The sequence below is a fragment of the Streptosporangium sp. DT93 genome, assembly GCF_049844535.1.
In the GTDB taxonomy this organism is placed as follows: Bacteria; Actinomycetota; Actinomycetes; order Streptosporangiales; family Streptosporangiaceae; genus Streptosporangium.
The window spans coordinates 79,153-103,515 of record NZ_JBNCLF010000027.1; the positions used below are offsets into that span (position 1 = coordinate 79,153).

Below are 24,363 nucleotides of genomic sequence, written 5' to 3' on the forward strand. Positions count from 1 at the left end.
CGCCGGATCTTCCCGTCTGCCTCGTCCCACCCCGGAGGGGCAACAGCTCGGGGACGGAGGATCAAGGCCGTCTTCGCGTGTACGTCAGCCGGTAGACGTTCCTCGGTCATGGGATGCCAACGGTCACAGACGGCCTTGATCCGGAGGAGTCGAGATGTTGGGCTTGCCTGGGACGTGGCAGACGGGAAGATCCGGCTTCCACCTCAACCACCTACGGCCTTCGTGATGCAACGTCGATCATCCCGGAGCCGAGCGCCCCCGCCGGAGGCATCTTTCGTTGATCACATGCTGCACTACTACAGCTTGGAAGCCAGCTTTTCCATCGCCGCGACCATGTTCAGCCGGTAATCCTCATGCACAGTCACCCGGTGGCCAAGAACATTCCTCTTACCAGACTTAAGGCTATACAAAGGGCAGCCATGAGAAAAAGCAACAACGCCCGTGGTCTGAAAGTCGCGGACGTCAACGACACCGTTTGCCACGTCAGAGAAAGTAAAGATCTCGGGGTTACTAATCGCGAGCTTCTTGACATCTTCGTCTATGGAACGGAGCACGGCGGCGTACGCAGAGGCGGAGCCCATGTACTGAGTAATCCGATTCTTAGCAATAAGGTGTACTTGCGGGAGCTTGCGCCCAGCGGCGCGAAGCCGGGTCGCAAAAGCGTAGGTCGCGTAAATGTCCGACGGCAACTTCAGCCCATATACGAGAGAGAAGGCGTTCTGGATAGCACGGCGCGACGAGTCATCGGCCATGACCGGAAGAACGAGCCGGTCGACAGCCGAGAGCGCGATCTGGGTGTAGATCGAGAAGCTTGGGTTGCAGTCGATGAAGATCGCGTCATAATCGCCTTCAAGCCGGTCAAGAAGATCGCGCAACCAATCGATGACAGCAACCCAAACATCGGTTCCCGGAATCTGGTTATTTGCAAGTGTAGAGATGGCGTTTGACTGCAACTCAAGCAGAGGGTCACCGCAAATAAGATCTACATTATCCGGGATTTCTGCATTATAAAGGGCCGGATGCGTGATGAAGTCTTGCGGCGTAATGACTGGAGGCGAGTACGGGGACGGAAGTCGCATCTGAAAGTATCCGCCGATGGTGGCACGAACCGTCTCGCCCTGTCGCGCAAGAAGCTTGTCGCTACCGTTATTGGAAAGACCTCCAAGGAACAACTCAGAAAGATTAGCCTGCGGACATACATCAACCGCAAGCACACGCTTGTCGGGATGCTCATTGGCATAGAAACAGATCGACTGGAAACAGAGGCTAGTCTTGCCCGTGCCGCCCTTATTGTTCCAGAACGCATATGTAGTCAAAGGGAATCCCTCCAGTAAGGCGGCCCCACGATGGGGCACGAATGGACCATAGCACGTCCATCCAGGACCTGCCAACGTCCAAAATGGACGGATCGGGGTCCGCAAGGGAACGTGTCATGTGTTGTGTCTCTGCGATGGCGCGCCCCCGGTCGGCGGGCGAGGCTTGGTATGGCGGGCGCTCCGTACGGCGGGCGGCCCTGAGTCCCGCCGCCGTTCGGGACCGGCGCCCACGCCGCACGCCCGGACGGCGGGCGGGCGGCGGGCCGTGCGGCGGCGCTGAGCGCCGTCGCCTTGATAACCCATAAGAACAATTCGGCAGTTACTCGTGAAGCTGTGAAGATCCGAGTAGACGAGTGCCGTCGTGGTGACGGATGGCCGGCGCCTGGTGCTGGTGCATGGCGTCGAGGACGCGGATGGCGAATGCCTCGCATGCGAGTTCCTGGACCTCGTCCGCGGTGACCCAGCGGAACGCGCGAGCTTCGTCGGTTTCAGTGAGTTGGCCGCTGACGACCTTGCAGCGGAAGACGAGGGCGACGATGCCGCGGGTCATGTTCTTGTAGACGCCGGTCAGGGTGATGGGCTCGACGTGCAGGCCGGTCTCTTCGTGGATCTCTCGGAGGAGGCCGGTGGTGATGTCCTCGTCGCGCTCCAGGACTCCGCCGGGTGCTTCCCAGTGGTCGTTGTCTCGGCGCTGGGTGAGGAGTGCGCGGCCTTGGTCGTCGATGATCACGCCTGCCACGCTGACGGAGTGCTGCGTGTGGTGGTGATCCATCGGATGTCCTCCGGGGCTGCTGATCGCTATTCTCAAGCTGCGGTACACGTATGTACGAGTTGAGGAGTTGTTGGTCGTGGCCGAGCTGCCGTTGCCGGATCTGGACCCGACCAGCGATCGGGCCGTCTTTCGGCAGATCGCCGATCACATCAGGCATGCGATCGAGCAGGGTGTCCTCGCCGAAGGTGACAAGGTGCCCTCGGAAACTCAGCTGATGCAACATTACGGCGTCGCGCGGATGACCATCCGCAACGCGCTCCAGGTCCTCCAAAGCGAGGGCTTGACCGTGGCCGAGCATGGGCGTGGTGTCTTCGTCCGCTCGCATCCTCCGGTGCGGCGGCTGGCCTCCGACCGCTTCGCCCGTCGTCATCGGGAGCGGGGCAAGGCGGCGTTCATCGCGGAGACCGAAGGGGCCGGCGGCACGCCGTCCGTCGACTCGATCGAGATCACCGAGGAGCGGGCGGCGGCGGACGTGGCCGAGAAGCTCGGGATCTCTTCGGAGGGTCACGTGATCCGGCGCTCACGCCGGTATCTGATCAACGGTCAGCCGGTGGAGACGGCCGTGTCGTACATCCCGGCGGAGATCGCTCGGGGTACGCAGATCGCGCAGCCGGACAGTGGTCCGGGTGGGATCTATGCCCGGCTGGAGGAGTTGGGGTTTCGGCTGGATCACTTCGTGGAGGAGATCCGTTCGCGGATGCCGCTGCGTGATGAGGTGCGGGCGCTCAAGCTGGCGCCGGGTGTTCCGGTGTTTCACCTGGTCCGTACGGCTTATGCCACCGATGGTCGTGCGGTGGAGGTGTGCGACACGGTGATGTCCAGCGACGCCTATGTGCTCTCGTACGAGTTGCCTGCTCGGTAGGACTTGACGTACTCCTCTAGAGGAGTCATAAATGTCTTACGCGCTCACTCCTCTAGTCGAGCAGACGTCTACTAGAGGAGGTCGATCGAGCGCGAGGCATCGACTTGAGGGGCATCGTCATGACCGGGCAGGCATGTATTTCGTGCGACGGCAAAGGCTGGAAGTACGTAAGCGTGCGACGCGGCATGATCGGTGGCCTGCCCGGCGCGGCTTTGGCCTTCATCCGTGTACGGGACGACTGCTCACTCTGCCAAGGCCAGGGGATCACTCCGGCTCCGATCACGCGGGCCGGCACATGAATACCTTCTTGCCCATGAAGCACGTGGTCCGCGACGAGGTCTGCCCCTCGGTGAAGGCGGCGCAGGCGTTGAAGGCGGCGTTGGGGCGCTGCGGGATCGATGCCGACGTCAACGGCGGCTACGGGTTGGCCGTGGTGTCGGTCTGGAGAGGACTGACCATCTGGTCCGATGGCCTGACCTTCTGGTGGGGAACAGGGCAACGAGGCGTCAAGCACGGACGAGTGCTGTATGCCCGGCACACAACCCAGGAGCCCGAACGGGCCGCGCGGCGGATCGCCTTCCGCTACGCCGATCTCCGCAAGGACCATCCGTTGCCCGCTGAGCCGGTGGGGGTGCGTCGTGCCGATCCTGTCTGATGAGTGCCTGGGGATCAGTCCGCATGTGGTCATGGCTCAACGCGGTCACCTGCGTCTGGAGTGGCGGGCGCCGAACGGGGCCTTGGGGCGGACGCAACCGGAGTCCTGGACATGCGGGTGCCGGGCCACCGTCTACGAACTCCACGTCGGTGCCGGGCAGGGGCTCATCAGGCGGACTCTTCGATGCGATGGCGATCACCAGATCCATGAGACCCGCCCCTGGCGGATCACTGAAGCTCGGGCCGTCTGGTCGGCGCTGCTGGCCGGACGGGCTCGGTAGACGAGTGTGGTGGTGCGGTGACTGGTTGCGGAGGGCACCGGAGGTCTCGCACCACCACACTCTTCATCTGCGATGGAGCACCCACTTTTCAATCCGAAGATCCACATCTATGCTGACGATAAGTCGAGTAGTTGGGTTGTTGATATGTCTGCTTCCGGCGAGGAGTACGCGCCTCCGAAGTACGCCCAGATCGTTGCGGCGATCCGGCACAAGATCGCGGACGGTACCTATCCGCCCGGTTCCGTGTTGCCCTCTGAGACGCAACTGATCCGGGAGTTCGCGGTCAGCCGTCCCACGGTGGTGCGAGCGCTTCAGGTGTTGCAGCTACGAGGCTTCATCGACCGGGAGCACGGCAAGGGCTCGTATGTGAAGGCGGCGCCCCCGCTGGCTGAGGAGGACTTCTCCCGGCCTGGCCGCGCCGTCTTGGATCGCGCGGAGGCCGGCCAGGGCGCTGCGGTCTTGGAGGCGGGACCGCGCCCGGCTCCTGCGAACATCGCGGCGACATTGGCTCTGCCTACCGGAGCGCCGGTCATGATGCGCCGGGTCCTGCTGAGCGACGGAGATGACCCGTGCGAGCTGGTGACCTTCTGGTGTCCGATCGAGCTGGCCGAGGGGACCGATCTGGGCAAGGCATTGCCGTTGACGGCGGGCATTCGCCAGCACGTTCAAGCGGTCAAGGGGCTGCGGCTGGATCACGTCACTGAGCGCTTGGCAGCCCGGCACCCTACGACCGACGAGATCAAGCTGTTGGGGCTGGGCAAAACTGCGGCGGTGCTGGGGGTGACGGCGCGGGTCTTCGCCGGGAACCGTCAGGTCATGGTCATTGAGGTTGCCCTACCTGGGACGCTTCACGAACTGGAGGACACCTATTCCCTCTGATGTGACCTAGGTCACAAGCCAAAACGGAAACTCGTCTTGTCGAGTATTCGTTCATCCGTTAGCTTCAACTTGACAGTACGAGTTAGCGACATACCGATCAGACAACAGGAGAACATCATGGCCCTCCAAGGCCCCATCCCCGTCAGCTTCGACCAGGTCTTCCCGCACGGCTGCTACGTGGTCGGCGAGGTCGAGCAGGTCAAGGACTTCACCGCCTCCACCGGCGGACGCACCGTCTACGCCAAGGACAAGACCACCGGAGAACTCGTCTGGCAAGTCGCCGTCATGGACGCCGACCCCACCCTCAAGGCCGGACAGAAGACCGTGGCCGTCAAGATCCTCTCCCCGGTCCAGCCGGTCCCCCCGCCCCCGCTGCCCGGCCTGCCGTTCGTCCCGGTGGAGTTCGACGGCATGACCGCCACCGCCTACGTCGCCGAAAAGACCGGCCGCCTGGCCTGGTCCCTACGCGCAACCGCGATGCGCGCTCCCCGATCCGCCTCGGCTCCGGTCAAGTCGGCCGGTAAGGAGATGGCGGCGTGAGCGAGCACATCCCTTACACCCGCGCCTCGGTGTCGGTCGATGAGGACGGTACCCGGCTCGACGTCTCCTTCTACACGCCGGACGTGTCGATCATGGCGCTGGGAGGTGGGCGCGACCGTCCCTTCCTGACCCTGTCCTCTCGTGAGGCACACGTGACGGTCTCCACCACCGGCGCCGGACCGGTCACCGAACAGGACGTGAACCTCGCCCGGCAGATCGCCGAGGCCGCCGCGCGCTACCTCGCCGACTGCGAACAGCTCTACACCGACCAGGCGGCTACTCCGATGCTGCCCGGCCTGGACGAGGTTGCGGCCTGACACGCAAGCGGGGCCGCCAGAACTGGCATTCCGGCGGCCCCTCAATCTCCCCAGACAGCGAATCAAGAGAGGACCCAAGCCTAATGTTCAAAAAACTGCCCGGTGACGAAGCACGCACCCTCGTCACCACGACCCCCGACACCGCCGTGGTCTTCCGGCCGGCCGTGGTGCGCACCCCGGCCATCCTCACCATCACCATCTTCCTGTGGCGCCTGCTGACCGGAATCGTCCGGCTCATCTGGCGCCACCCGATCGCCCTGGCCCTGGCCGCCGTTCCGGTCGTGCTCACCCTCCTGTACGGCTGGCGCCTCGCCCTGGTCGTCGTCATCGCCGCCGTGTCGCTGCTGGCGCCCTGGCCGTTCTTCGACCGGGCCTCGTTCAACCGCTGGATCGGCTGGCGACTGCTGGCCTTCTGGCGCCTGGTGTGGGTCTACCGCCGTCACTGGCAACCGGTGATGATCGTCTCCGGACTCGGCCGTCACCTCCAGGGCCGCGACTACCTACCTCACCTCGTCGGCCTTCGCTGTACCTCCTGGGCTGATGTGGTCACCGTGAAGATGATCAGCGGGCAGTCGGTCAAGGACTGGTCCGACCGCATCGACCACCTCGCGCACGGCTTCGGCGCCTCCTCCTGCCGGGTGGCCGTCGTACGGGCCGGTCGCCTTCAGTTGACCTTTCCTCGCCGTGACCCGCTCGCCGTCCCTCTGCCGGCTGTTCCCCTCCCGGCGACCGCCTCGGTGGGACCGGTCGAGATCGGCACGTGCGAGGACGGCCGCCCCTACCTGCTCAAGGTCCACGGCGCGCACGTGTTGATCGCGGGCGCGACGGGCGCGGGTAAGGGCTCGTTCCTGTGGTCGGCCATCCGTGGTCTCCTCCCGGCGGTCCGGGCCGGTATCGCGCAGGTGTGGGCGCTCGACCCCAAGCGGATGGAGCTGTCCTACGGCCGCGAAATCTTCGGACATCGCTATGCCGCCGATCCGGCCGCCTGCGCGGATCTCCTGGAAGCGGCCGTGAAGATCATGCAGAAGAGAGCCGACCGCTACGCCGGGCTCCAGCGCAGCCACACCCCTACCCTCGATGACCCGTTCGTCCTGGTGCTCGTCGACGAGGTGGCGTTCCTGACCGCCTACCAATCCGACAAGGGCCTCAAGCTCCGCATCTCGGCTGCGCTGGCGACGCTCACCACCCAAGGCCGTGCGGTCGGGTTCGGCGTGATGGCCGCTCTCCAGGACCCGCGCAAAGAGGTCATGAACATCCGCAACCTGTTCCCCGACAAGATCGCCCTCCGACTGGACGAGTCCGAACAGGTGGACATGGTGCTCGGCGACGGTGCCCGGGATCGCGGAGCGCTGGCCGATCACATCTCGCCGATCCCCGAGCAGGGCGCGGGCGTCGCCTACGTGCGACTGGAGACCTCACCCGATCCCATCCGGGTGCGCGCGGCCTACGTCTCCGATGCCGACATCAGAGACATGGCGGCCCTGATGGCCGGCGACACGCTGCCGATCGAGATGGAGGGGGCGGCCTGATGCGCATCATCCTGCACGCCACCCCCGCCCAGATCGCGGGTCTGCCCTTCCGGCGGCTGCACACCGTCAACGGCTGCGACCTCGCCGAAGTGACGGTGATCGTCGACCTCGACTCCGCGCGGCTGCGCAAACACCCCTACCTCGACGCCTACCGGATCTGCGCCGACCTCGTCGACCTGAAGGGGGCCATGTGACCGACACCCTTCCCGTCCCCTCGACCGATGCTCCTTCGACAGCCACCCCGCCGAACGGCGCTGACCGCACCCTTCCCCGCCTCGTGCGCGACACCCTGCCCGTCGCTCTGGACGTGGCCATCGAAGTGGCCAAGCTCAACGGCGTGTGCATCCGCCCCATCGAGATGCGACGCCTCGACACCCACACCGGCCAGAGCGAACCGTTCGACATCCCCTGCGGCACCACCCAAGAGGCCAAGTGCCCACCGTGCGCCAAACGCAATCAACAACTTCGCCGGGCACAGTGCCGGGAGGGCTGGCACCTCGACCACGAACCCGTCGCCGAACCCCACCCCTCCACCGACGACCAGCGGTGGTTGATTGAGTTCCGGGCCGACGTACAGGCCAAGCGCGACGAGGCCGAACGCAACGGCGAAGAGGTCACCGACTGGGACGAGGCCATCGCGGGCATCGACGCCGAGATCAACGCCGCCGGAATGCGCGGCAACGTCCTGGGCGGGCGGACAGCTCCCAAGCGCTCCCGCTCGACCAGGCGGCGGCAGGATGCACCAGACCTGCCCAAGCGGGCCAAGCAGGACACCACCCTCGGCCGGACGTTCCTCGCCCCCGATGGCAGGGTGTATCGGCCGTCGTTGTTCGTCACGCTCACCCTGCCCTCCTACGGCAAGATCCGTTCCGGTCTGGGCGTGCCTGTCGATCCGAGCACCTACGACTACGCTCGCGCGGCCCGCGACGCCCTGCACTTCTCCAAGCTCGTCGACCGCTTCGTGCAGAACCTCCGCCGGGTGGCGGGCTACGACGTGCAGTACTTCGCCACCGTCGAACCGCAAAAGCGGCTCGCTCCCCACCTGCACATGGCGATCCGCGGGACCCTGCCTCGCGCGGAGATCAAGGCGATCGCCGCCGCGACCTACCACCAGGTGTGGTGGCCATCGGTCAGTGAAGTCCGCTTCGACGGCGACCACCTGCCGGTCTGGGCGCCCCGGGCCGACCTGGGCGAGGGCGCCGTCTACCCGGACGGCCAGAGCGGCGACTACCTCGACCCCGCTACCGGGGAACTTCTGCCTACCTGGGATCAAGCACTCGATCAGCTCGACACCGACGAGGCGGCCGAACCGCTGCACGTGGTCCGCTTCGGCCCGCAGGTCGATGTTCAGGGCATCGTCGCCGGATCGCCGGACGCGCACAAGCGCATCGGCTACCTCACCAAGTACCTGACCAAGAGCCTCGGCGACCCCCTCGACCCCGACGACCCCACCGCCCACGACCTCGCCCGCCGCGACCACGCCACCCGCATGGTCGAAGCACTGCGCTACGAACCCTGCTCGCCCACCTGCGCGAACTGGCTGCGCTACGGAATCCAGCCCAAGGGCGCCAAGGCCGGCATGCTGCCGGGCCGATGCCGTGGCAAAGCACACAAGGCCGAACACCTCGGCTACGCCGGACGGCGCGTCCTGGTCTCGCGCAAGTGGTCCAACAAAACCCTGCGCGAACACAAGGCCGACCGCCGGGCCTGGGTCCTCGACATGCTCGGTCTTCCCGATGACACCATGAACGACTCTCACCGCTACGTGTGGCGGCCGGTCTCCTCCAAGGACCCCAACCGCACCCCGCTGGCCAAACGACTGCTGCGTGGGGTCGCCGATCGCCACCGCACCAAAGCACGCCTGACCGAACTCCAGGCCAGAGCGGACGGCCTCCCTGTTCCAGATCTTTCGGCAACTCCGGCCCTGGGGGTGGCGGCATGACCAGGCAAGAGCCCGTCTCGCTCCTCCCGGAACTCGCACGGGGCCGGCTGCTCACCGTCGAAGAGGCCGCCGAACGGCTCAACACCACGACCCGCTTCCCCCGGCGCCTGATCGAAGAACGCCGGATCGCCTTCATCCACGTCGGACGCAACGTCCGCATCCCCGAAGCAGCCCTTGACGCGTTCATCGCCGCCGGGCTGGTCGAGCCAATCACCAAACGCCGCAGGAGAGCTGCCTGATGGGAGAACGCCGGAAGTTCGGCAACATTCGCAAGCTTCCCTCTGGGCGCTTTCAGGCGCGTTACAAGGGGCCTGACGGCGTGTTCTATACCGCCCCTGAGACCTTCGGCAACAAGACCGATGCGAACAACTGGCTCGTTCTCAGGGAGTCGGAGATCCTTCGGAAGGACTGGACCGCCCCCGACGTCGGAAAGATCCGCTTCGATACTTTCGCCACCGAGTGGATAGATGATCGGGTGCTCAAGCACCGGACGGAAGTGCTCTACCGGGGCCTGCTCAAGAACCATCTCGCGCCGACTTTCGGCAATTTCTACCTCTCCGACATCAAAGAGGCCGACGTCCGGCGCTGGCGCAAGGAACGGCTTGGGGTCGTCGGGCAGTCCACCGTGGCCAAGGCTTACCAGCTCCTCAAGTCGATCATGGGCACGGCCGTGGAAGACGAGCTGATCCGCCGTAATCCGTGCCGGATCAAGGGCGCCGGGATGCCGAGCACCCCGGAACGGGAGATGATCCCGCTGATCAAGGTCGTGGAGATCGTGACGGCGGTTCCCGACCGTTACCGGGCGCTCGTGCTGCTGGGCACCTTCGCGAGCCTGCGGTGGAGTGAGCTGGTCGGGCTCCGCCGTACACACCTTGACCTCGATCAGGGAGTGCTTCGGGTCGCGGGCGCGCTGGTCGAGATCGGCGGTGGCAAGGTGCTGGACGAGACGCCCAAGTCGCGAGCCGGTCGGCGGATGGTGTCCATTCCCCTGGAGATCATTCCGGACCTGCGGGTGCACCTGGAGATGTTCGCGGAGCCGGAGGAGAACGGGCGCGTCTTCACCGGCCCCAACGGCGGGCCTTTGAAGCACTCGGGATTCCGCCGGACGTGGGACAGGGTCCGTGCGGCTGCCGGGCTCCCCGATCTCCATTTCCATGATCTCCGCCACGTCGGCAACACCCTGGCCGCTTCCAGCGGGGCAAGTCTCAAAGAGCTGATGTCCCGGATGGGGCACTCCTCCACGCGGGCGGCGCTGATCTACCAGCATGCCAGTCAGGACCGTGACAAGGCCATCGCGGAGGCTCTGGGCAAGGCACTCCAGGTGGCACGCAAGACGGCCACGAAGAAGGCCAGTGGCACGCGGGTGGCACGGAAGGGCAAGAAGTCCGCTTAACGATCAAAGGGCCAGGTCACCGTATGCCGGTTGACCTGGCCCTTTGTCACGAGCCGACGAGGGGAATCGAACCCCTGACCTACAGTTTACAAGACTGTTGCTCTGCCGATTGAGCTACGTCGGCACGGTCGCCTGACGAGTGTAGTCGGCTCGCCCCCTCCGCGTCACCGAGGTTTGCCCGGTGATCGGGAACCGTCAGGGGCGGCGGTGGCGGGCCACCTCGTACAGGGCGATGCCCGCGGCCACACCGGCGTTCAGCGACTCGGCCGCGGCGTGCATCGGGATGCGGACGACCAGGTCGCACGACTCGCGGACCAGGCGGGACAGGCCCTTGCCCTCGGAGCCCACGACGATGACCAGCGGGCCGTCCAGGAGGTTGGCATCGCCGATGTCGGTGCTGCTCTCCCCGTCCAGGCCGGCCACGAACAGGCCCGCCTCGCGGTACTCCCGCAGGGTGGCGGTCAGGTTGGCGGCCCGGGCGACGGTCAGCGAGGCCAGCGTGCCCGCCGAGGTCTTCCAGGCCCCGCCCGTGACGCCGGCCGAGCGGCGGGACGGGATGAGCAGGCCGTGGGCGCCGAAGGCGGTGGCCGAGCGGGCGATGGCGCCGAGGTTGCGCGGATCGGTGACGCTGTCGAGCGCGACGATCAGCGGGACCTCGGCGGCGTCCTGGGCGATGCGGACCAGGTCGTCGGGGTGGGCGTAGTCGTACGCCGGGACCTGCAGGGCGATGCCCTGGTGGACGGCGCCCTCGGTGAGGCGGTCGAGCTTCTCCCTGCCGACCTCCAGCATCGCGATGCCGCGGTCGGCGGCCATGCGGACGGACTCCTTGACGCGGTCGTCGTTGTCGATGCGCAGGGCCACGTACAGCGTGCTGGCCGGCACCCCGGCCCTCAGGGCCTCGACCACGGAGTTCCGCCCGCCGATGTGCTCGGGGGCGTCCTCGCTGCGCCTGGTGCGCACCGGGGTCCGGGAGGAGGCGGACCTGCCGCCGCCGCCCTTCTCCTCGCGGTCGATCCGCTCGGTACGCGCCTTGTCCTTGTGCCAGTGCCTCAAGTGCGCCGGCGGGGTGGCCCCCCTGCCCTCCAGACCGCGGCGGACGTTGCCGCCCGTGCCCTTGGTCGGACTCTTCTTCTTCGCGGGTCGCCCGGACCCTTTACCCCCACCAGCCATGGTCTATAGCGTACGGCCTGGTTTCACCGCGAGAGTTCCCAGCGGGGTCCCTGGGGGGTGTCCTCGACGTGGATCCCGGCCTCGGCGAGCCGATCGCGGATGCCGTCGGCCGCCGTGAAGTCCTTGCGGACCCGTGCCGCCTGCCTCTGCTCCAGCGCCACCGCGACCAGGGCGTCGACGGTCGCCCGCATGCCGGTCTCCCCGCCGGAGGAGCGCCACTGCTCCGAGCGCGGGTCGAGGCCGAGGACGTCGAGCATGTTCTGCGTCTCGGCCAGCAGCCTGGCGACCTGCTCCTTGTTGCCCTGGGCCAGCGCGACGTTGCCCTCGCGGACCACCTCGTGCACCACGGCGAGCGCCTGGGAGGTGGCCAGGTCGTCGTCGAGGGCGTCGGAGAACGCCTGGGGCAGCGGCGCGTGCGCGTCGACGTCGTGGATGACCTCGGCGGCCCGGGTGACGAAGCCCTCGATGCGCTGGTAGGCCGCGGCGGCCTCCAGCAGCGCCTCCTCGGAATAGGTGATCGAGGAGCGGTAGTGCGGGGCCGCCAGGTAGTAGCGGAGCTCGACCGGGCGGACCTTCTTGATGATCTCCGGGACCAGCAGGGAGTTGCCGAGCGACTTGCTCATCTTCTCCGCGCCGATCTTGAGCATGCCGTTGTGCATCCAGTAGCGCGCGAAGCCGTCGCCCGCGGCCTGCGACTGGGTCAGCTCGTTCTCGTGGTGCGGGAAGATCAGGTCGACGCCGCCGCCGTGGATGTCGAAGGTCGCCCCGAGGTACTTCGTCGCCATGGCCGAGCACTCCAGGTGCCAGCCGGGGCGGCCACGTCCCCACGGGGTCGGCCAGGTCGGCTCGCCGGGCTTCTCGCCCTTCCAGAGCGCGAAGTCGCGGGGGTCGCGCTTGCACGAGTCGGTGTCGGTGTCACCGGCCGCCCGCATGTTCTGCAGCTTCTGGTTGGACAGCGAGCCGTAGCGGTCCGCGTAGGACACGACGTCGAAGTAGACGTCCCCGCCCTCGGCGTAGGCGTGGCCGGCGGCGATCAGCCGCTCCATCAGCTCGATCATCTCGGGCACGTGACCGGTCGCCCGGGGCTCGACCGTGGGGGGCAGGCAGCCCAATACGTCGTAGGCCCAGGTGAAGGCGCGCTGGTTGCGCTCGGCGACGGCGAACCAGGGCACGTTCTCGGCGGCGGCGACTCGAATGATCTTGTCGTCGATGTCGGTGACGTTCCGGCAGAAGGTCACCTCGTATCCCGACCGGACCATCCAGCGCCGGAGCACGTCGAAGTTGACGCCCGAGCGGATGTGCCCGATGTGCGGGGGAGCCTGCACGGTGGCACCACACAGGTAGATCGAGGCCCGGCCGGGTTCGACCGGGACGAATTCGCGGACCGTACGTACGCTGGTGTCGTATAGGTGCAGGCTCACGGAGGCAAGGCTAATGCCTTACCTCCCCTCACAAACCAGGTTGTGAGACCTTGAAGGTGTCCACCGAAGGGTTTTATGGCCCTTAGCGGCAAATGTCGCTTGGCCTTCCCGGTGGATCAACCGCGATAGAACACGTGCTCGGGAACGATTCGGACGATCACCCTCCGCGCCCCGGGATGCGCCTCGACCCACGCCTTGCCGGTGTACTTGCGCGACATCTCCTCGATGAGCGCCCCCTCCGGATCGTCGGCCAGGACGACCCTCCCCCGCACCTCGGCGTAGCGGTACGGGTCGGCGTGGTCGAACGCCACGATGGCCGTACGCGGGTCGCGCCGGAAGTTGACGTCCTTGCGACGCCCCCTGAGCGTGGAGAAGAGGATGTCGTCGCCGTCGGTCCTGGCCCAGACGACGCTCGCGTGCGGGCCGCCGTCGGCGTTGAGGCTCGTCACGGTGGCGAAGTTCACCGCGTCGAACAGGTCGCGCGCGCCGTCGGGCAGAATCGCCATCGTCTCTCCTTCGTCCGCGCCGACTTCCCGGCCGGAGTCGGCTCCACCGATCATGTCAGGTGCCGATTCTGTAGGCTCGAAGGGCCATGGACGTCAAACCCCTCGCGGCGGCAGACCAGGTCTCCCGTCCATCCTCGCCCCCGCTTCCGCCCCCGACCGCCTCCGCCGAGCCGAGCCGGGTGGCCGTCGCCCTGCGCCGTACCGGGATCGCCGTCGCCGGAGTCGGCGTGGCCGCCCTCACCGCCGCGGCCTGCGTGCTCTCCTTCGAGGACCTGCGCGTGCTCGCCGTGGCCGGCCGGGCCCCCGCCGGTCTCGCCTACCTCTATCCCGCCGCCTTCGACGCGCTGCTCGTGATCGCCATGATCGCCGTGCTCCTGCTGAGAGGCGGGTGGTGGCCGGTACGGCTGCAGGCGGGCGTGATCCTGACGCTGCTGTTCGCCGGCGCGGCCGCCGCCGAGGTGGCCACCGCCGTGCGGATGGCGGTGGACGAGCGGTGGGCCGCCGTCGTGGTCGCCCTCGCCCCGTGGGTGATCCTGGTCCTGGCCCTGTGGCTCTGGCTCCTGCTGATCAAGCACGCCGCCGCCCGCAGGGCCGCCACCGACGCCGCCCTCGCCGCCCGTTCCTCACCGGTACGCGACATCGTGCCCTTCCCCGGGGAGGGCGGGAGTGGCGAGAACCCCCGCACCGCTCCGGCCGCCGGACGCCCGGCCGCGCCCGACGCCGGCGAAGGGCGGCACGGGCACGTCCCGGTGGCCGGGCCCGCCCGCGCCGAGCAGCAGACCCGTGAAGGCCACAGTGATCATGCGGGCCATCCCGGCCAGCTGGTACACCATCCCGCGGCCGAGATCATGCTCGACCCGCACGCCGCTCCCCCGCTGGAAAGCGTCCCCCACCACGACCTGCCGCCGGCGGAGCCGGTGATCGGTCCCACCGCGGCGCCGGAGACCCCCGAGGTCACCGACATCCCGCGAGACCCCCTGCCCCTGCCCCCGCCGCCGCCGGCCAAGCCGATGCGCTGGGGCGACCTGGTCCGCCCCCGGGAGGGGGACCTGCTCGTCCACCCGCCCCGCCCCGCCGGTGGGACACCGCGGGAGACCGAGCCCGCGGGCAGGGTCGGGGAGCGCGTGGAGACCTGGGAGACGGGCACCGGCCCGTCCGCGCGAGGAACGGTCCCGGCCGCCGGGTCCGGAAACCGAGAGGGCGACGCGCCGGGCACCCCTCGTGCGGCGGACCACGACGCAGCGGGGACGGACGAGCGCGAAGCACCCGAGACGGGCGAGCGCGGCGTGCCGGGGACGGACGGGCACGAGACGCCCGACAGGGACAGGCGTGACGTGCCGGAGACGGGCGGGCGCGGGACGGGCCGGCGCGACGTGCCGGAGGTGGGCGAGCGCGACGCCGACACCCAGCCGATCCGTACCGTCCCGGACAGGACGGGAGGCGGCCCCTCCGCGAGGAGATCCGTCGCGGACGACCCCACGCCCCCCGCCGGCCCCACGGACTCCGCAGACTCCGCGAAACCGGGCTCCACGGTGGCCGGTGAGGCGGGTGCTCGTGGCAGGAAGGGTGACGGGTCACCCGATCCCGCGCACGGCGCCGAGGCGGCCGACAGCGGCGAGGAGGCGGAGGCCCGGGCCTACGACGGCACCGCGGCCCCGCCCTCGGGGAGGATGCGCAGCACGCCGGTGCCGCCGGGCGAGTGAACCCACACAGCCCGCCGGGTGGGTGAACCCACACAGCCCGCCGGGCGGGTGAACGACGAGGGCCGGGACCGGACAACTCGTCCGTGTCCGGCCGGGCCGTCGGACCGCCTGAAGGGTCAGGGCCGGGCCACGCCCGCACACGTCCGCGACCGTGTCCGCGCGTGTGCGCTTCCGGCCCGACCGGGAGAACGTCCTCGGGAGGAAAGGGCCGGGCCACGCCCGTGTACGTCCATATGTGTCCACACGTGCCCGTGTCCGCGTACGGGCGGACCATCGAGCCGGCTCCGGGGCCTGGGAGGAGCCGGCTCGGTCTGGGGGCCGCGCGCCCGGCAGGATCGCTCCGCCGGGATCGGCCACGTGACCGGCGTCCGTGCGCCTGCCTTCCCCGTCCCGGGATGCCGGGCGTCCGGGGGGCCACGTAGATCTCGCGTGTCGGAAGACCGGCGGCGGCCCCTTCACGGAGCCGCCGCCGGTCACCCGATGGGTGGACCGGCCCGCAGCTATTCGCTCACACACGTGTGAGCGGCGCCCCGCTGCGGACCGGCGATGTACCCGCTTCCGGACCCGTTCCAGGATCGGTCCCGAGCCGGTTCGGCACATCGCTCGAACCGGCCTGGAACGGCCGAGACCCGCTCGGAGCACCAGAGATGGAGCCGAGCGGGTCCTTCCTGGCTGCGGTGACGTCGGAGGACGTCACCGCGGCACCTCGGGCCGGAGGGGTGTCCGGTGGTCTCCGGCGAGGTCGTCGGGACGGTGTGTCCCGTCCTGCGCCGGAGGTGGGGCATGTCGGTCTTCGTCAGACCCTCGAACGCTTGAGGCCGGCGACCAGGCCGACGCCCACGGCGGCCAGGGCGAACTGCATGACGAGCTCGATCCAGTCGATGCCGTTCGTGGTCGCGACGCCCAGAACCTGGGCGAGGGCGGTACCTATGAGAGCGGCGACGATACCGACGACGACGGTCAGGATCCACCCGATCGGCTGCCTGCCGGGAAGCAGCAGACGGCCGACAGCGCCAACGATCGCACCGATGACGATTGCCCCGAGAATAGACGCGATAGTCATTTCGACCTCCCAGCGAGAGTGAGACCTTCACTCTCACGAAGAGGTGGCTACCCCCCACGTCACGGTTATTCCTATAGACGGCAAAATTCCTTCAGTGCGTCTTTCTCGCCTGCATCTGGACGACGAGCAGGACACCGCCGATGGCGAGCACGAGCTGGATGAGGTGTTCCAGCCAGTTGATCCCGCGCGTGTTGGTGAGCCCGAGTGCCGCGGCGATGAGCGTGCCGATGAGCGCGGCGACGATTCCCACGATGAGCGTCAGCCCGATGCTGATGTTCTGGCGCCCGGGAATGATGAGACGGGCCAGCGCTCCGATGATGGCGCCGATGATGACAGCGGCGACGATCGATCCGATCATGTCCGGCTCCCCCCGATTACGAGACATGGTCACCAAGGGGTTACCCAGCGTGCTCATGATCACCCAAAAGGGGTGGCCCGTACCGCGCCAGGAAACGGGCCACCACCTGATGGGAATCGACGAGCGTTCCGCGCCGCTCGCCGGAACGTTTTCACGTTCGCATGAGAAGACGCGCGAGATGCGCTATAGGTTCACCACGATCGCGGTCGCCACGGCCGCTATTCCCTCGCCTCGGCCGGTCAGGCCCAGCCCGTCGGTCGTGGTGGCGCTGAGGCTCACCGGGGCCCCCACGGCGGCGCCAAGCGCCTTCTCGGCCTCCAGGCGGCGGGGGGCGAGCTTGGGGCGGTTGCCGATCACCTGGACGGCGACGTTGCCGATCTCGAAGCCCGCGGCGCGCACCCTGCGGGCGGTCTCCTCCAGCAGGACGGCGCCCGAGGCACCCGCCCAGCGGGGGTCGGAGGTGCCGAACAGGCCGCCGATGTCACCGAGGCCGGCCGCGGACAGCAGGGCGTCGCAGGCGGCGTGGGCCGCGGCGTCACCGTCGGAGTGCCCGGCCAGGCCGGTCTCGCCCGGCCAGTGCAGGCCGGCGAGGTGAAGCTCGCGGCCGGAAGCGAACGGGTGGACGTCGACACCGACGCCCACCCGTGGAAATATCGTGTTCAGGAGTTGAGAACCTCGTCCAGCAGGGCCTCGGCCTTGTCCTCGTTGGTCTTCTCCGCGAGCGCCAGCTCGCTGACGAGGATCTGCCTGGCCTTGGCCAGCATTCGCTTCTCTCCGGCAGAGAGCCCGCGCTCCCTGTCGCGTCGCCACAGGTCACGTACGACCTCGGCAACCTTGTTGACGTCGCCGGACGCCAGCTTCTCAAGGTTCGCCTTGTAGCGGCGGGACCAGTTGGTGGGCTCTTCGGTGTGAGGCATTCGAAGCACGTCGAAAACGCGCTCAAGACCTTCTTGCCCGACGACGTCGCGAACACCCACGAGTTCAGCGTTGTCAGCCGGCACCTGGACGGTAAGGTCGCCCTTGTCGACCTTGAGAACCAGGTAGGTCCTTTCCTCACCTTTGATGGTTCGGGTCGTGATCGCCTCGATCCGAGCAGCCCCATGGTGGGGGTAGACGACAGTGTCGCCGACCTGGAAAGTCATGTGACAAGTACCCCTTCCGCTGTACTCAAGAGTACCACGTATCCGCAGCCTCCCGGAACAGTGAAATCACCATAACTGCAGGTCAAAGCCGCATCTTATGACTTGACAAGTGCCAAACTGTATGAATCAAGGGGGCGAAAAGCACTTATGACCTGCGTTCCACGACTCCGGATCGGCGGGCGGGGCGCCGCGAAACCCGGCAATCATCGCCGATAGGGTGGCCCTTGCCCTATCTCATGCGTGACAAGGAGAACTCGCACCGTGACCCGCAACAGCCGTCACCGGGCGATCGTCGCCGCCGCGTTCCTCGCAGCCGCCCCGGCTCTGGCCGGTTGCGGCGCCGGATCCGACGCGATCACCAACAAGCCCTACGCGCCGACCGAGGCCCTGACGACCAAGACGCCACAGGGCATCGACATCTCCCAGGGGTTCTTCCTGGGGCCCGACTCCGGCGCGACGCTCGCCGAGGGCGGGTCGGTGCCGCTCTACCTGTCGGTCGTCAACACCCAGGCGGGCACCGACCAGCTCGTCGGCCTGGGCGTCGACCCGGCGCTGGGCACGGCGAAGGTCAACGCGCCGGTCGAGCTCCCGCAGAACAAGCGGGTCTCCGTCGGCAGGCCCACGCCGACGATCCTGATCGAGGGGCTGAAGAAGCCGCTGCGAGGCGGCGAGAGCATCCCGGTCCAGCTGCAGTTCGCCAACGCCGGGATCGTGCAGGTCATGGTCCCGGTGATCACGCGCAGCCGCGAGTACACCGCCTACCCGGCGGCTCCCAGCGCCCCGGTGCCCACTCCGTCCACGACCTCGGGCACGCCGACGCCGGGCGCCACGGCCGAGGGCACTCCGGCGCCGGACGCCACGGCACCGGACGCCACGACCTCGGGCACCCCGGCGCCCGGCACCACGACCAGTGGCGCGGAGGGCGACGGGACGGAGACCGGCGCCCACTGACCCTCTCCCGCTCCCGCACGGCGCCCCGCGGCGCCGGGCGGGGCGGGGTCAGACCTCGGCGGGGTCGAACTTGTAGCCCAGTCCACGGACGGTGAGGATGCACCGCGGGTTGGAGGGGTCGGACTCGACCTTGGCGCGCAGCCGCTTGACGTGCACGTCCAGGGTCTTGGTGTCGCCCACGTAGTCGGCGCCCCAGACCCGGTCGATGAGCTGCCCCCGGGTGAGAACCCTCCCGGCGTTGCGCAGCAGCACCTCCAGCAGCTCGAACTCCTTCAGCGGCAACTGCACCGGCTCGCCCCGTACGGCGACGGTGTGGCGGTCGACGTCCATCCGGACCGGTCCTGCGGCCAGCACGGCCGACCCCAGCTCCTCCACGTCGCCCTGGCGGCGCAGCACCGCGCGGATGCGGGCCACCAGTTCCCTGGAGGAGAAGGGCTTGGTGACATAGTCGTCCGCGCCCAGCTCCAGCCCGACGACCTTGTCGATCTCGCTGTCCTTGGCGGTGAGCATGATCACGGGAACGCTGGAGCGCTGGCGCAGCGAACGGCAGACCTCCGTGCCCGGCAGGCCGGGAAGCATCAGGTCGAGCAGCACGAGGTCGGCCCCGTTGCGGTCGAAGGCCTCCAGCGCCTCGGGCCCCGTGGCGGCCACCGCCACCTCGAAGCCCTCCTTGCGGAGCATGTACGACAGGGCGTCGGAGAACGACTCCTCGTCCTCGACAACAAGCACGCGGGTCACTGCGTGGCCTCCAGGGGGATCGTGGTGGTGGCTGGGATCGCCACCGCCATGCCGCCGAAGGCGGGCAGGCGGAGCGTGAAGGTGGAACCGGAGCCTTCCTTGCTCCACACGGTGACCGCCCCGTTGTGCGCGGCGGCCACGTGTTTGACGATGGCCAGGCCGAGACCCGTGCCGCCGGTCGCGCGCGAGCGTGCCGCGTCGACGCGGAAGAACCGTTCGAAGATCCGCTCCTGGGCGCTCTCGGGGATGCCGATCCCCTGGTCGCTCACGCTGATCTCGACGGACTCGGTGTGCGGGCCGGCCGCGCGGGCGCTGACCACCACGCGGGTGTGCTCGGGGCTGTAGGCGACCGCGTTGTCGATGAGGTTGCGCAGGGCGGTGACGAGAAGCTCCTCGTCGCCCCAGATCTGCAGGCCCTCGACGCCGCCCGTCACCAGGGCGATGCGCTTGGCCGCCGCGGTGGTGTTGCACCGGTCGATGGCCTCGTGCACGGCCTCGTCGATCAGGACGGGCCCCGGGGTGGGGATCGGCTCGGCGCCCTGGATCCTGGAGAGGGTGATCAGGTCCTGCACGAGGTAGGTGAGCCGGGCCGCCTCGTGCTGCATGCGCCCGGCGAAGCGGGTGACCGCCTCGGGGTCGTCGGCGGCGTCCTGGATGGTCTCGGCCAGCAGCGACAGCGCGCCCACCGGCGTCTTGAGCTCGTGGCTCACGTTGGCCACGAAGTCGCGGCGCACCGCCTCGACGCGGCGGTGCTCGGTCTGGTCCTCGGCCAGGACGAGCACCTGGCCGTAGGAGCCGAGCGGGGCGACGCGCACCGCGAAGTTGGTCGACTCCTGGCCGAACTTGTGGCCGGCCACCTCGATCTCGCTCTCGCGGATCTCGCCGTCCCTGCGCACCTTCCTGGCCAGGGCCAGCAACTCGGCCGCCATCAGGTGGTCGCCCTTGACGAGGCCGAACGCCCGGGCGGCCGAGCTGGCGCGCAGCACCCGGTCCTCCTTGTCGAGCACGACCGCGGAAGAGGGCAGCACGGCCAGCACCGAGGCGACCCCCTGCGGCAGTGCTCCGGCCTCCACGCTGTCGATCGGCGTCATCGCGCTCCGCTGTTCATGGTTCTGGCGGACGACCATCACGGCCAGCGCTCCCACGACGAAACCGGCCAGCGCGGCCAGGCTCGCCATCAGCTCACTCACGTGGTCCTCCCGTAGGCTTTCACGACCTCGATGGTAGGTCGGGCCTTCCCCGAGGGGGACGGTCCGGGGGGCATGACCACGGTCTTTCCCGCAAAGTTCACTCTACGGTCGGAGTTCGTTCATCGTTCCCCTCGTACGGTGAGGGGCATGCGAGACGCCTACCACGAAGAACTCGACGCGCTCACCGGGCGGCTGGTCGAGATGACCCGGCTCGTCAGGTCGGCGATATCGCGGGCCACCACCGCCCTGCTCGACGCCGACCTGCATCTCGCCGAGAGCGTGATCTCCCAGGACGAGGAGGTCAACCGGATCTTCGCGGAGATCGAGACCACCATCTTCGACCTGATGGCCAGGCAGCAGCCGGTGGCCGTCGACCTCAGAATGATCATCGCGGCGCTGCGGATGGGCACCGACCTGGAGCGGATGGGAGACCTCGCCGAGCACGTCGCCAAGATCACACGGCTGCGTCACCCCGACTCCGCGATCCCGCCGGAGATCCGTGCCACCATCCTGGAGATGGGACAGATCGCCGAGCGTCTCGTCACCAAGACCGGCAGTTGCATCGCCTCGCGCGACGTGGAGTCGGCCCTGGAGCTGGAGGCGGACGACGACGCCATGGACCGGCTGCACCGCAGGCTCTTCACGATCCTGATGGCCCCCGACTGGAAGTACGGCGTCGAACCGGCCATCGACGTGACGCTGATCGGCCGCTACTACGAGCGCTACGCCGACCACGCGGTCCGGGTCGCGCACGACGTCGTCTACCTCGTCACCGGCTCACGCCCCCAGGACTCCGGCTCCTTCTGACCCCCGCCCGCGCTCCCCGTGAAGCCCGTACGGCTCGGGAGGACCCGCACCGACCATGACGAAGGGCCCGCCGATCCACGGGATCGGCGGGCCCTTCCGGCTCGTGCCGCGCGTCCGCGTTACCGGCCCTGGTTGGCGACGGCCTCGATGGCGGCCTCGGCCGCGGCCGGGTCGAGGTACAGGCCGCCCTTGGTGACCGGGTGGAAGTCGGCGTCCAGCTCGTACCTGAGCGGGATGCCGGTGGGGATGTTGAGCCCGGCGATCTCGTCGTCGCCGATCCCGTCCAGGTGCTTGACCAGGGCCCGGAGCGAGTTGCCGTGCGCGACGACCAGGACGCTCCGCCCGGCCGAGAGATCGGGCACGATGCTGTCGTACCAGTACGGCAGCATGCGGTCGACGACGTCCTTGAGGCACTCGGTCCTGGGCAGGAGTTCCTTCGGGATCAGGCCGTAGCGGGCGTGACCGGCCTGGGAGTACTCGTCGTCGTCGGCGATCGGCGGCGGCGGGACGTCGTAGGAGCGGCGCCAGAGCATGAACTGCTCCTCGCCGAACTCCGCGCGCGTCTGCGCCTTGTCCTTGCCCTGGAGGGCGCCGTAGTGGCGCTCGTTGAGCCGCCAGGACCGCTGGACCGGCAGCCAGAGCAGGTCGGCGGCTCCCAGGGCCAGGTTGGCCGTCTGGATCGCCCTGGTCAGCAGGGAGGTGTGCACCACGTCGGGCCGCACGTCCGCGTCGAGCAGCAGCCGTCCGCCGCGTCGCGCCTCCTCCTCGCCCTTGGCCGAGAGCCCCGCGTCCACCCATCCGGTGAACAGACCCTTGGCGTTCCATTCACTCTCACCGTGCCGGAGCAGCACCAAAGTCGACATGCCGACCAGCTTAGTGGGCCCACCGGCGACGGACCTCAGCGCTCCGGGGGCAGCGGGGCCGAGGCAGGCGGACAAGACGCCGGGGCCGGTGAGATGCCGGGGGGACGAGGATCGGTGAAGGGGGCTCAGCGCTCCGGGTCGGCGAAGCGGGCGAACGCCTGGAGGTTGGCGAGCGACTCGCCGCGCTTGGCGCGCCACTCCCACTCGCGCCGGATCGACGAGGCGAAGCCCAGCTCCAGTGCGCGGTCGAACCCCTCGTCGGAGTAGGTGAGCACGCAGCCCAGCAGGCGGTCGATCTCGGTGTCGGTGACCGCCTCCAGGGGGAGCCTGCCGACCAGGTAGACGTCGCCGATCGGGTCGAGGGCGAAGTGCACGCCGTAGGTGGTGCCGTTCTTGGTCAGCAGCCAGCGGTAGAACTCGGCGTGGTTCTCGTCGGGCTGGCGGCAGAAGAACGCCTCCACGTGCAGGGCCTGGTCACCGACGATCAGCCAGGTCATGGTGGCGAGCTTGTGCTGGCCGGGGAGCTTCACGAGGAAGGCTCCCGGGCGGGGCTCCTCGTAGGAGGCGTCGGCGCTCTTCAGCGCCGCCTCGATCACTTCGCGCATGCCCCCACCTTATGAGCCGGTTTCACAGGAGTGCCGCCATCGGGACCCGGTGGAGGTTCGCCATGGCCCCGGCGTAGACCCGCTCCAGCCTGGCCGCCGTGGCCGACCAGCCGAAGGCCGCGGCGTGCTGCACCGCGCCGATCGACAGCTCGTCCCGCCAGGCGGGCTCGTAGACGAACCGGCCGAGCACCCGCGCCCAGTCGTGGGGGTCGTGGCCCTGGACCAGGACCCCGGACACGCCGTCGCGTACGGCGGTGCGCAGCCCGCCCACGGACGTGGCGGCGACGGGGGTGCCGCAGGCCTGCGACTCCAGGGCCACCAGGCCGAACGACTCGTTGTGCGAGGGGACGACGGTGACGTCGGCGGCGCGGTACCAGTCGGCCAGCTCGTCCTGCGGCGCGGGCGGGACGATCCTGACCACGTCGGAGATGCCCAGCGAGGCGGCCACGTCGGTGAGGTAGGAGGGCCTGGCCAAGCCGTTGCCGCTGGGCCCGCCGACGCAGGCGACGACCAGCCTCGACCGGAGCGAGGGGTCCTCGACCAGCATCCTCGCGGCGGCGCACAGCAGCACCTCCGGGCCCTTGAGCGGCTGCACCCGGCCGACGAACAGCAGGACGTGGGCGTCCTGCGGCAGGTCGAGCCGGTGCCTGGCCGCCCCCTTGGAGGCGGGGCGGAAGACCCTCAGGCTCACGCCGGGGTTGACGATCTCGACGCGGTCGGGGACGGCGCCGTACAGCTGGACGAGCTCGCGGGCCTCGGTCGGGGTGTTGGCCACCAGGCGGTCGGCGACGTCGACGACCTGCTGCTCGCCCAGGACGCGGGCGGCCGGCTCGGGACGGTCGTCGTCGGCGAGCATGAGGTTCTTCACCTTGGCCATGGTGTGCATGGTGTGCACCAGCGGCAGGCCCCAGCGTTCCTTGGCCAGCCAGCCCACCTGGCCGGACAGCCAGTAGTGGGAGTGGATGACGTCGTAGCGGCCCGGCTCGTACATGGCCTCGGCGCGCAGCACGCCGGACAGGAAGGCGCAGAGCTGGCCGGGCAGGTCGCCCTTGTCGAGCTCCTCGTAGGGACCCGCGGTGATGTGGCGTACCGAGACGCCGGGGACGATCTCGACGATCGGCGGCAGGTCCCTGGACGTCTGCCTGGTGAAGATCTCCACCTCCACCCCGAGCTCGGCCAGACGTTTGGCCACCTCGACGATGTAGACGTTCATCCCGCCCGCGTCCCCGGTCCCCGGTTGATCCAGGGGGGACGTGTGCATGCTGATCGTCGCGACTCTGCCGACGCGCCGTCGCCTCACCGACACCACCTCCGAGAGACCTCAACCACCTGGAAATCCGTAACATTCCCGACACATAGTC

At 68.5% G+C, this 24,363-nt stretch carries 27 protein-coding genes and 1 tRNA gene; 13 read left to right on the forward strand and 15 right to left on the reverse strand.

The features are described from left to right. Window positions 1-296: 296 nt before the first annotated feature. Window positions 297-1,355: a ParA family protein gene (locus tag ACLQ2R_RS36240; RefSeq protein ID WP_425965941.1), complete on the reverse strand. Its 1,059-nt coding sequence runs from the start codon at window positions 1,353-1,355 to the stop codon at window positions 297-299. Between the two features lie 280 nt (window positions 1,356-1,635). Continuing rightward, on the reverse strand, window positions 1,636-2,088 hold the full coding sequence (locus ACLQ2R_RS36245) for an NUDIX hydrolase (RefSeq protein ID WP_425965942.1): 453 nt from the start codon (window positions 2,086-2,088) through the stop codon (window positions 1,636-1,638). A gap of 76 nt (window positions 2,089-2,164) precedes the next feature. Here ACLQ2R_RS36245 and ACLQ2R_RS36250 point away from each other — a divergent pair, with 76 nt between their 5' ends. The 10 genes from ACLQ2R_RS36250 (at window position 2,165) to ACLQ2R_RS36295 (ending at window position 10,485) form a co-directional block, all read left to right on the forward strand. Then, window positions 2,165-2,950: a GntR family transcriptional regulator gene (locus ACLQ2R_RS36250; RefSeq protein ID WP_425965943.1), complete on the forward strand. Its 786-nt coding sequence runs from the start codon at window positions 2,165-2,167 to the stop codon at window positions 2,948-2,950. A gap of 313 nt (window positions 2,951-3,263) precedes the next feature. Beyond that, window positions 3,264-3,605, forward strand: a complete 342-nt coding sequence (locus ACLQ2R_RS36255) for a hypothetical protein (RefSeq protein WP_425965944.1) — start codon at window positions 3,264-3,266, stop codon at window positions 3,603-3,605. Window positions 3,606-3,957: 352 nt separating this feature from the next. Continuing rightward, complete coding sequence (locus tag ACLQ2R_RS36260) at window positions 3,958-4,764, forward strand: GntR family transcriptional regulator (protein ID WP_425965945.1); 807 nt, start codon at window positions 3,958-3,960, stop codon at window positions 4,762-4,764. 117 nt (window positions 4,765-4,881) lie between these two features. Continuing rightward, entirely contained in the window at window positions 4,882-5,304 is a 423-nt protein-coding gene (locus ACLQ2R_RS36265; RefSeq protein ID WP_425965946.1) for a plasmid replication, integration and excision activator, read from the forward strand. After that, window positions 5,301-5,621 carry a hypothetical protein gene (locus ACLQ2R_RS36270; RefSeq protein WP_425965947.1) on the forward strand — a complete coding sequence of 107 codons (321 nt, stop codon included), beginning with the start codon at window positions 5,301-5,303 and terminating at the stop codon, window positions 5,619-5,621. The genes ACLQ2R_RS36265 and ACLQ2R_RS36270 overlap by 4 nt, the downstream gene beginning before the upstream one ends. A gap of 83 nt (window positions 5,622-5,704) precedes the next feature. Further along, complete coding sequence (locus ACLQ2R_RS36275) at window positions 5,705-7,150, forward strand: FtsK/SpoIIIE domain-containing protein (protein WP_425965948.1); 1,446 nt, start codon at window positions 5,705-5,707, stop codon at window positions 7,148-7,150. Beyond that, complete coding sequence (locus tag ACLQ2R_RS36280) at window positions 7,150-7,344, forward strand: hypothetical protein (RefSeq protein ID WP_425965949.1); 195 nt, start codon at window positions 7,150-7,152, stop codon at window positions 7,342-7,344. The genes ACLQ2R_RS36275 and ACLQ2R_RS36280 overlap by 1 nt, the downstream gene beginning before the upstream one ends. After that, entirely contained in the window at window positions 7,341-9,092 is a 1,752-nt protein-coding gene (locus tag ACLQ2R_RS36285; protein ID WP_425965950.1) for a replication initiator, read from the forward strand. The genes ACLQ2R_RS36280 and ACLQ2R_RS36285 overlap by 4 nt, the downstream gene beginning before the upstream one ends. Then, window positions 9,089-9,331, forward strand: coding sequence for an excisionase family DNA-binding protein (locus tag ACLQ2R_RS36290; RefSeq protein WP_425965951.1), 243 nt, complete (start codon window positions 9,089-9,091; stop codon window positions 9,329-9,331). Before ACLQ2R_RS36285 ends, ACLQ2R_RS36290 begins: the two co-directional genes overlap by 4 nt. Beyond that, a complete protein-coding gene (locus tag ACLQ2R_RS36295; protein ID WP_425965952.1) occupies window positions 9,331-10,485 on the forward strand; it encodes a tyrosine-type recombinase/integrase in 1,155 nt (384 codons plus the stop codon). The genes ACLQ2R_RS36290 and ACLQ2R_RS36295 overlap by 1 nt, the downstream gene beginning before the upstream one ends. A gap of 51 nt (window positions 10,486-10,536) precedes the next feature. Here ACLQ2R_RS36295 and ACLQ2R_RS36300 read toward each other — a convergent pair. The 4 genes from ACLQ2R_RS36300 to ACLQ2R_RS36315 form a co-directional block, all read right to left on the reverse strand. Then, window positions 10,537-10,609: transfer RNA gene (locus ACLQ2R_RS36300), tRNA-Thr, on the reverse strand. A gap of 71 nt (window positions 10,610-10,680) precedes the next feature. After that, complete coding sequence (rlmB, locus tag ACLQ2R_RS36305) at window positions 10,681-11,655, reverse strand: 23S rRNA (guanosine(2251)-2'-O)-methyltransferase RlmB (RefSeq protein ID WP_425965953.1); 975 nt, start codon at window positions 11,653-11,655, stop codon at window positions 10,681-10,683. A 23-nt stretch (window positions 11,656-11,678) separates the two neighbouring features. Then, window positions 11,679-13,076 carry a cysteine--tRNA ligase gene (gene cysS / locus ACLQ2R_RS36310; RefSeq protein WP_425965954.1) on the reverse strand — a complete coding sequence of 466 codons (1,398 nt, stop codon included), beginning with the start codon at window positions 13,074-13,076 and terminating at the stop codon, window positions 11,679-11,681. Between the two features lie 116 nt (window positions 13,077-13,192). Next, window positions 13,193-13,582 (reverse strand): PPOX class F420-dependent oxidoreductase, encoded by a 390-nt coding sequence (locus ACLQ2R_RS36315; protein ID WP_386247130.1) that lies wholly within the window; start codon window positions 13,580-13,582, stop codon window positions 13,193-13,195. Between the two features lie 86 nt (window positions 13,583-13,668). On the opposite strand from ACLQ2R_RS36315, the gene ACLQ2R_RS36320 reads away from it, so the two are divergent. Continuing rightward, window positions 13,669-15,285: a hypothetical protein gene (locus ACLQ2R_RS36320; protein WP_425965955.1), complete on the forward strand. Its 1,617-nt coding sequence runs from the start codon at window positions 13,669-13,671 to the stop codon at window positions 15,283-15,285. Window positions 15,286-16,081: 796 nt separating this feature from the next. Here the strand turns inward: ACLQ2R_RS36320 and ACLQ2R_RS36325 are convergent. The 4 genes from ACLQ2R_RS36325 to ACLQ2R_RS36340 all read right to left on the reverse strand — a co-directional run bounded on the left by ACLQ2R_RS36325 (window position 16,082) and on the right by ACLQ2R_RS36340 (window position 17,848). Then, window positions 16,082-16,348, reverse strand: a complete 267-nt coding sequence (locus tag ACLQ2R_RS36325) for a GlsB/YeaQ/YmgE family stress response membrane protein (protein ID WP_425965956.1) — start codon at window positions 16,346-16,348, stop codon at window positions 16,082-16,084. Window positions 16,349-16,439: 91 nt separating this feature from the next. Next, a complete protein-coding gene (locus ACLQ2R_RS36330; RefSeq protein ID WP_344890255.1) occupies window positions 16,440-16,706 on the reverse strand; it encodes a GlsB/YeaQ/YmgE family stress response membrane protein in 267 nt (88 codons plus the stop codon). A 183-nt stretch (window positions 16,707-16,889) separates the two neighbouring features. Then, complete coding sequence (gene ispF / locus ACLQ2R_RS36335) at window positions 16,890-17,348, reverse strand: 2-C-methyl-D-erythritol 2,4-cyclodiphosphate synthase (protein ID WP_425965957.1); 459 nt, start codon at window positions 17,346-17,348, stop codon at window positions 16,890-16,892. 17 nt (window positions 17,349-17,365) lie between these two features. After that, a complete protein-coding gene (locus ACLQ2R_RS36340) occupies window positions 17,366-17,848 on the reverse strand; it encodes a CarD family transcriptional regulator (protein WP_030924410.1) in 483 nt (160 codons plus the stop codon). Between the two features lie 261 nt (window positions 17,849-18,109). Here ACLQ2R_RS36340 and ACLQ2R_RS36345 point away from each other — a divergent pair, with 261 nt between their 5' ends. Next, window positions 18,110-18,799 carry a copper chaperone PCu(A)C gene (locus ACLQ2R_RS36345; protein ID WP_425965958.1) on the forward strand — a complete coding sequence of 230 codons (690 nt, stop codon included), beginning with the start codon at window positions 18,110-18,112 and terminating at the stop codon, window positions 18,797-18,799. 48 nt (window positions 18,800-18,847) lie between these two features. On the opposite strand, the gene ACLQ2R_RS36350 is transcribed toward ACLQ2R_RS36345, so the two are convergent. Both ACLQ2R_RS36350 and ACLQ2R_RS36355 read right to left on the reverse strand, forming a co-directional pair. Next, window positions 18,848-19,537, reverse strand: coding sequence for a response regulator (locus ACLQ2R_RS36350; protein WP_425965959.1), 690 nt, complete (start codon window positions 19,535-19,537; stop codon window positions 18,848-18,850). Continuing rightward, on the reverse strand, window positions 19,534-20,715 hold the full coding sequence (locus ACLQ2R_RS36355) for a sensor histidine kinase (RefSeq protein WP_425965971.1): 1,182 nt from the start codon (window positions 20,713-20,715) through the stop codon (window positions 19,534-19,536). Before ACLQ2R_RS36355 ends, ACLQ2R_RS36350 begins: the two co-directional genes overlap by 4 nt. A 159-nt stretch (window positions 20,716-20,874) precedes the next feature. On the opposite strand from ACLQ2R_RS36355, the gene phoU reads away from it, so the two are divergent. Next, window positions 20,875-21,534: a phosphate signaling complex protein PhoU gene (gene phoU, locus ACLQ2R_RS36360; protein ID WP_425965960.1), complete on the forward strand. Its 660-nt coding sequence runs from the start codon at window positions 20,875-20,877 to the stop codon at window positions 21,532-21,534. A gap of 119 nt (window positions 21,535-21,653) precedes the next feature. On the opposite strand, the gene ACLQ2R_RS36365 is transcribed toward phoU, so the two are convergent. The 3 genes from ACLQ2R_RS36365 to mshA all read right to left on the reverse strand — a co-directional run bounded on the left by ACLQ2R_RS36365 (window position 21,654) and on the right by mshA (window position 24,308). Beyond that, window positions 21,654-22,397 (reverse strand): phosphoglyceromutase, encoded by a 744-nt coding sequence (locus tag ACLQ2R_RS36365; RefSeq protein WP_425965961.1) that lies wholly within the window; start codon window positions 22,395-22,397, stop codon window positions 21,654-21,656. 125 nt (window positions 22,398-22,522) lie between these two features. Then, window positions 22,523-23,002 carry a YbjN domain-containing protein gene (locus ACLQ2R_RS36370; protein WP_386247156.1) on the reverse strand — a complete coding sequence of 160 codons (480 nt, stop codon included), beginning with the start codon at window positions 23,000-23,002 and terminating at the stop codon, window positions 22,523-22,525. Window positions 23,003-23,024: 22 nt separating this feature from the next. Next, the gene (gene mshA / locus ACLQ2R_RS36375) at window positions 23,025-24,308 is read right to left on the reverse strand and encodes a D-inositol-3-phosphate glycosyltransferase (RefSeq protein ID WP_425965972.1); all 1,284 of its coding nucleotides are present in this window, start codon (window positions 24,306-24,308) and stop codon (window positions 23,025-23,027) included. Window positions 24,309-24,363: the final 55 nt, after the last annotated feature.

Excerpts from the sequence above, each read along its gene's own strand:
- ACLQ2R_RS36245 (WP_425965942.1), bottom strand. The coding sequence starts at position 2,088 with ATGGATCACCACCACACGCAGCACTCCGTCAGCGTGGCAGGCGTGATC.
- ACLQ2R_RS36255 (WP_425965944.1), top strand. The coding sequence starts at position 3,264 with ATGAAGCACGTGGTCCGCGACGAGGTCTGCCCCTCGGTGAAGGCGGCG.
- ACLQ2R_RS36260 (WP_425965945.1), top strand. The coding sequence starts at position 3,958 with ATGGAGCACCCACTTTTCAATCCGAAGATCCACATCTATGCTGACGAT.
- ACLQ2R_RS36265 (WP_425965946.1), top strand. The coding sequence starts at position 4,882 with ATGGCCCTCCAAGGCCCCATCCCCGTCAGCTTCGACCAGGTCTTCCCG.
- ACLQ2R_RS36275 (WP_425965948.1), top strand. The coding sequence starts at position 5,705 with ATGTTCAAAAAACTGCCCGGTGACGAAGCACGCACCCTCGTCACCACG.
- ACLQ2R_RS36280 (WP_425965949.1), top strand. The coding sequence starts at position 7,150 with ATGCGCATCATCCTGCACGCCACCCCCGCCCAGATCGCGGGTCTGCCC.
- ACLQ2R_RS36290 (WP_425965951.1), top strand. The coding sequence starts at position 9,089 with ATGACCAGGCAAGAGCCCGTCTCGCTCCTCCCGGAACTCGCACGGGGC.
- ACLQ2R_RS36295 (WP_425965952.1), top strand. The coding sequence starts at position 9,331 with ATGGGAGAACGCCGGAAGTTCGGCAACATTCGCAAGCTTCCCTCTGGG.
- rlmB (WP_425965953.1), bottom strand. The coding sequence starts at position 11,655 with ATGGCTGGTGGGGGTAAAGGGTCCGGGCGACCCGCGAAGAAGAAGAGT.
- ACLQ2R_RS36315 (WP_386247130.1), bottom strand. The coding sequence starts at position 13,582 with ATGGCGATTCTGCCCGACGGCGCGCGCGACCTGTTCGACGCGGTGAAC.
- ACLQ2R_RS36320 (WP_425965955.1), top strand. The coding sequence starts at position 13,669 with ATGGACGTCAAACCCCTCGCGGCGGCAGACCAGGTCTCCCGTCCATCC.
- ACLQ2R_RS36325 (WP_425965956.1), bottom strand. The coding sequence starts at position 16,348 with ATGACTATCGCGTCTATTCTCGGGGCAATCGTCATCGGTGCGATCGTT.
- ACLQ2R_RS36330 (WP_344890255.1), bottom strand. The coding sequence starts at position 16,706 with ATGATCGGATCGATCGTCGCCGCTGTCATCATCGGCGCCATCATCGGA.
- ACLQ2R_RS36340 (WP_030924410.1), bottom strand. The coding sequence starts at position 17,848 with ATGACTTTCCAGGTCGGCGACACTGTCGTCTACCCCCACCATGGGGCT.
- ACLQ2R_RS36355 (WP_425965971.1), bottom strand. The coding sequence starts at position 20,715 with ATGGCGAGCCTGGCCGCGCTGGCCGGTTTCGTCGTGGGAGCGCTGGCC.
- phoU (WP_425965960.1), top strand. The coding sequence starts at position 20,875 with ATGCGAGACGCCTACCACGAAGAACTCGACGCGCTCACCGGGCGGCTG.
- ACLQ2R_RS36365 (WP_425965961.1), bottom strand. The coding sequence starts at position 22,397 with ATGTCGACTTTGGTGCTGCTCCGGCACGGTGAGAGTGAATGGAACGCC.
- ACLQ2R_RS36370 (WP_386247156.1), bottom strand. The coding sequence starts at position 23,002 with ATGCGCGAAGTGATCGAGGCGGCGCTGAAGAGCGCCGACGCCTCCTAC.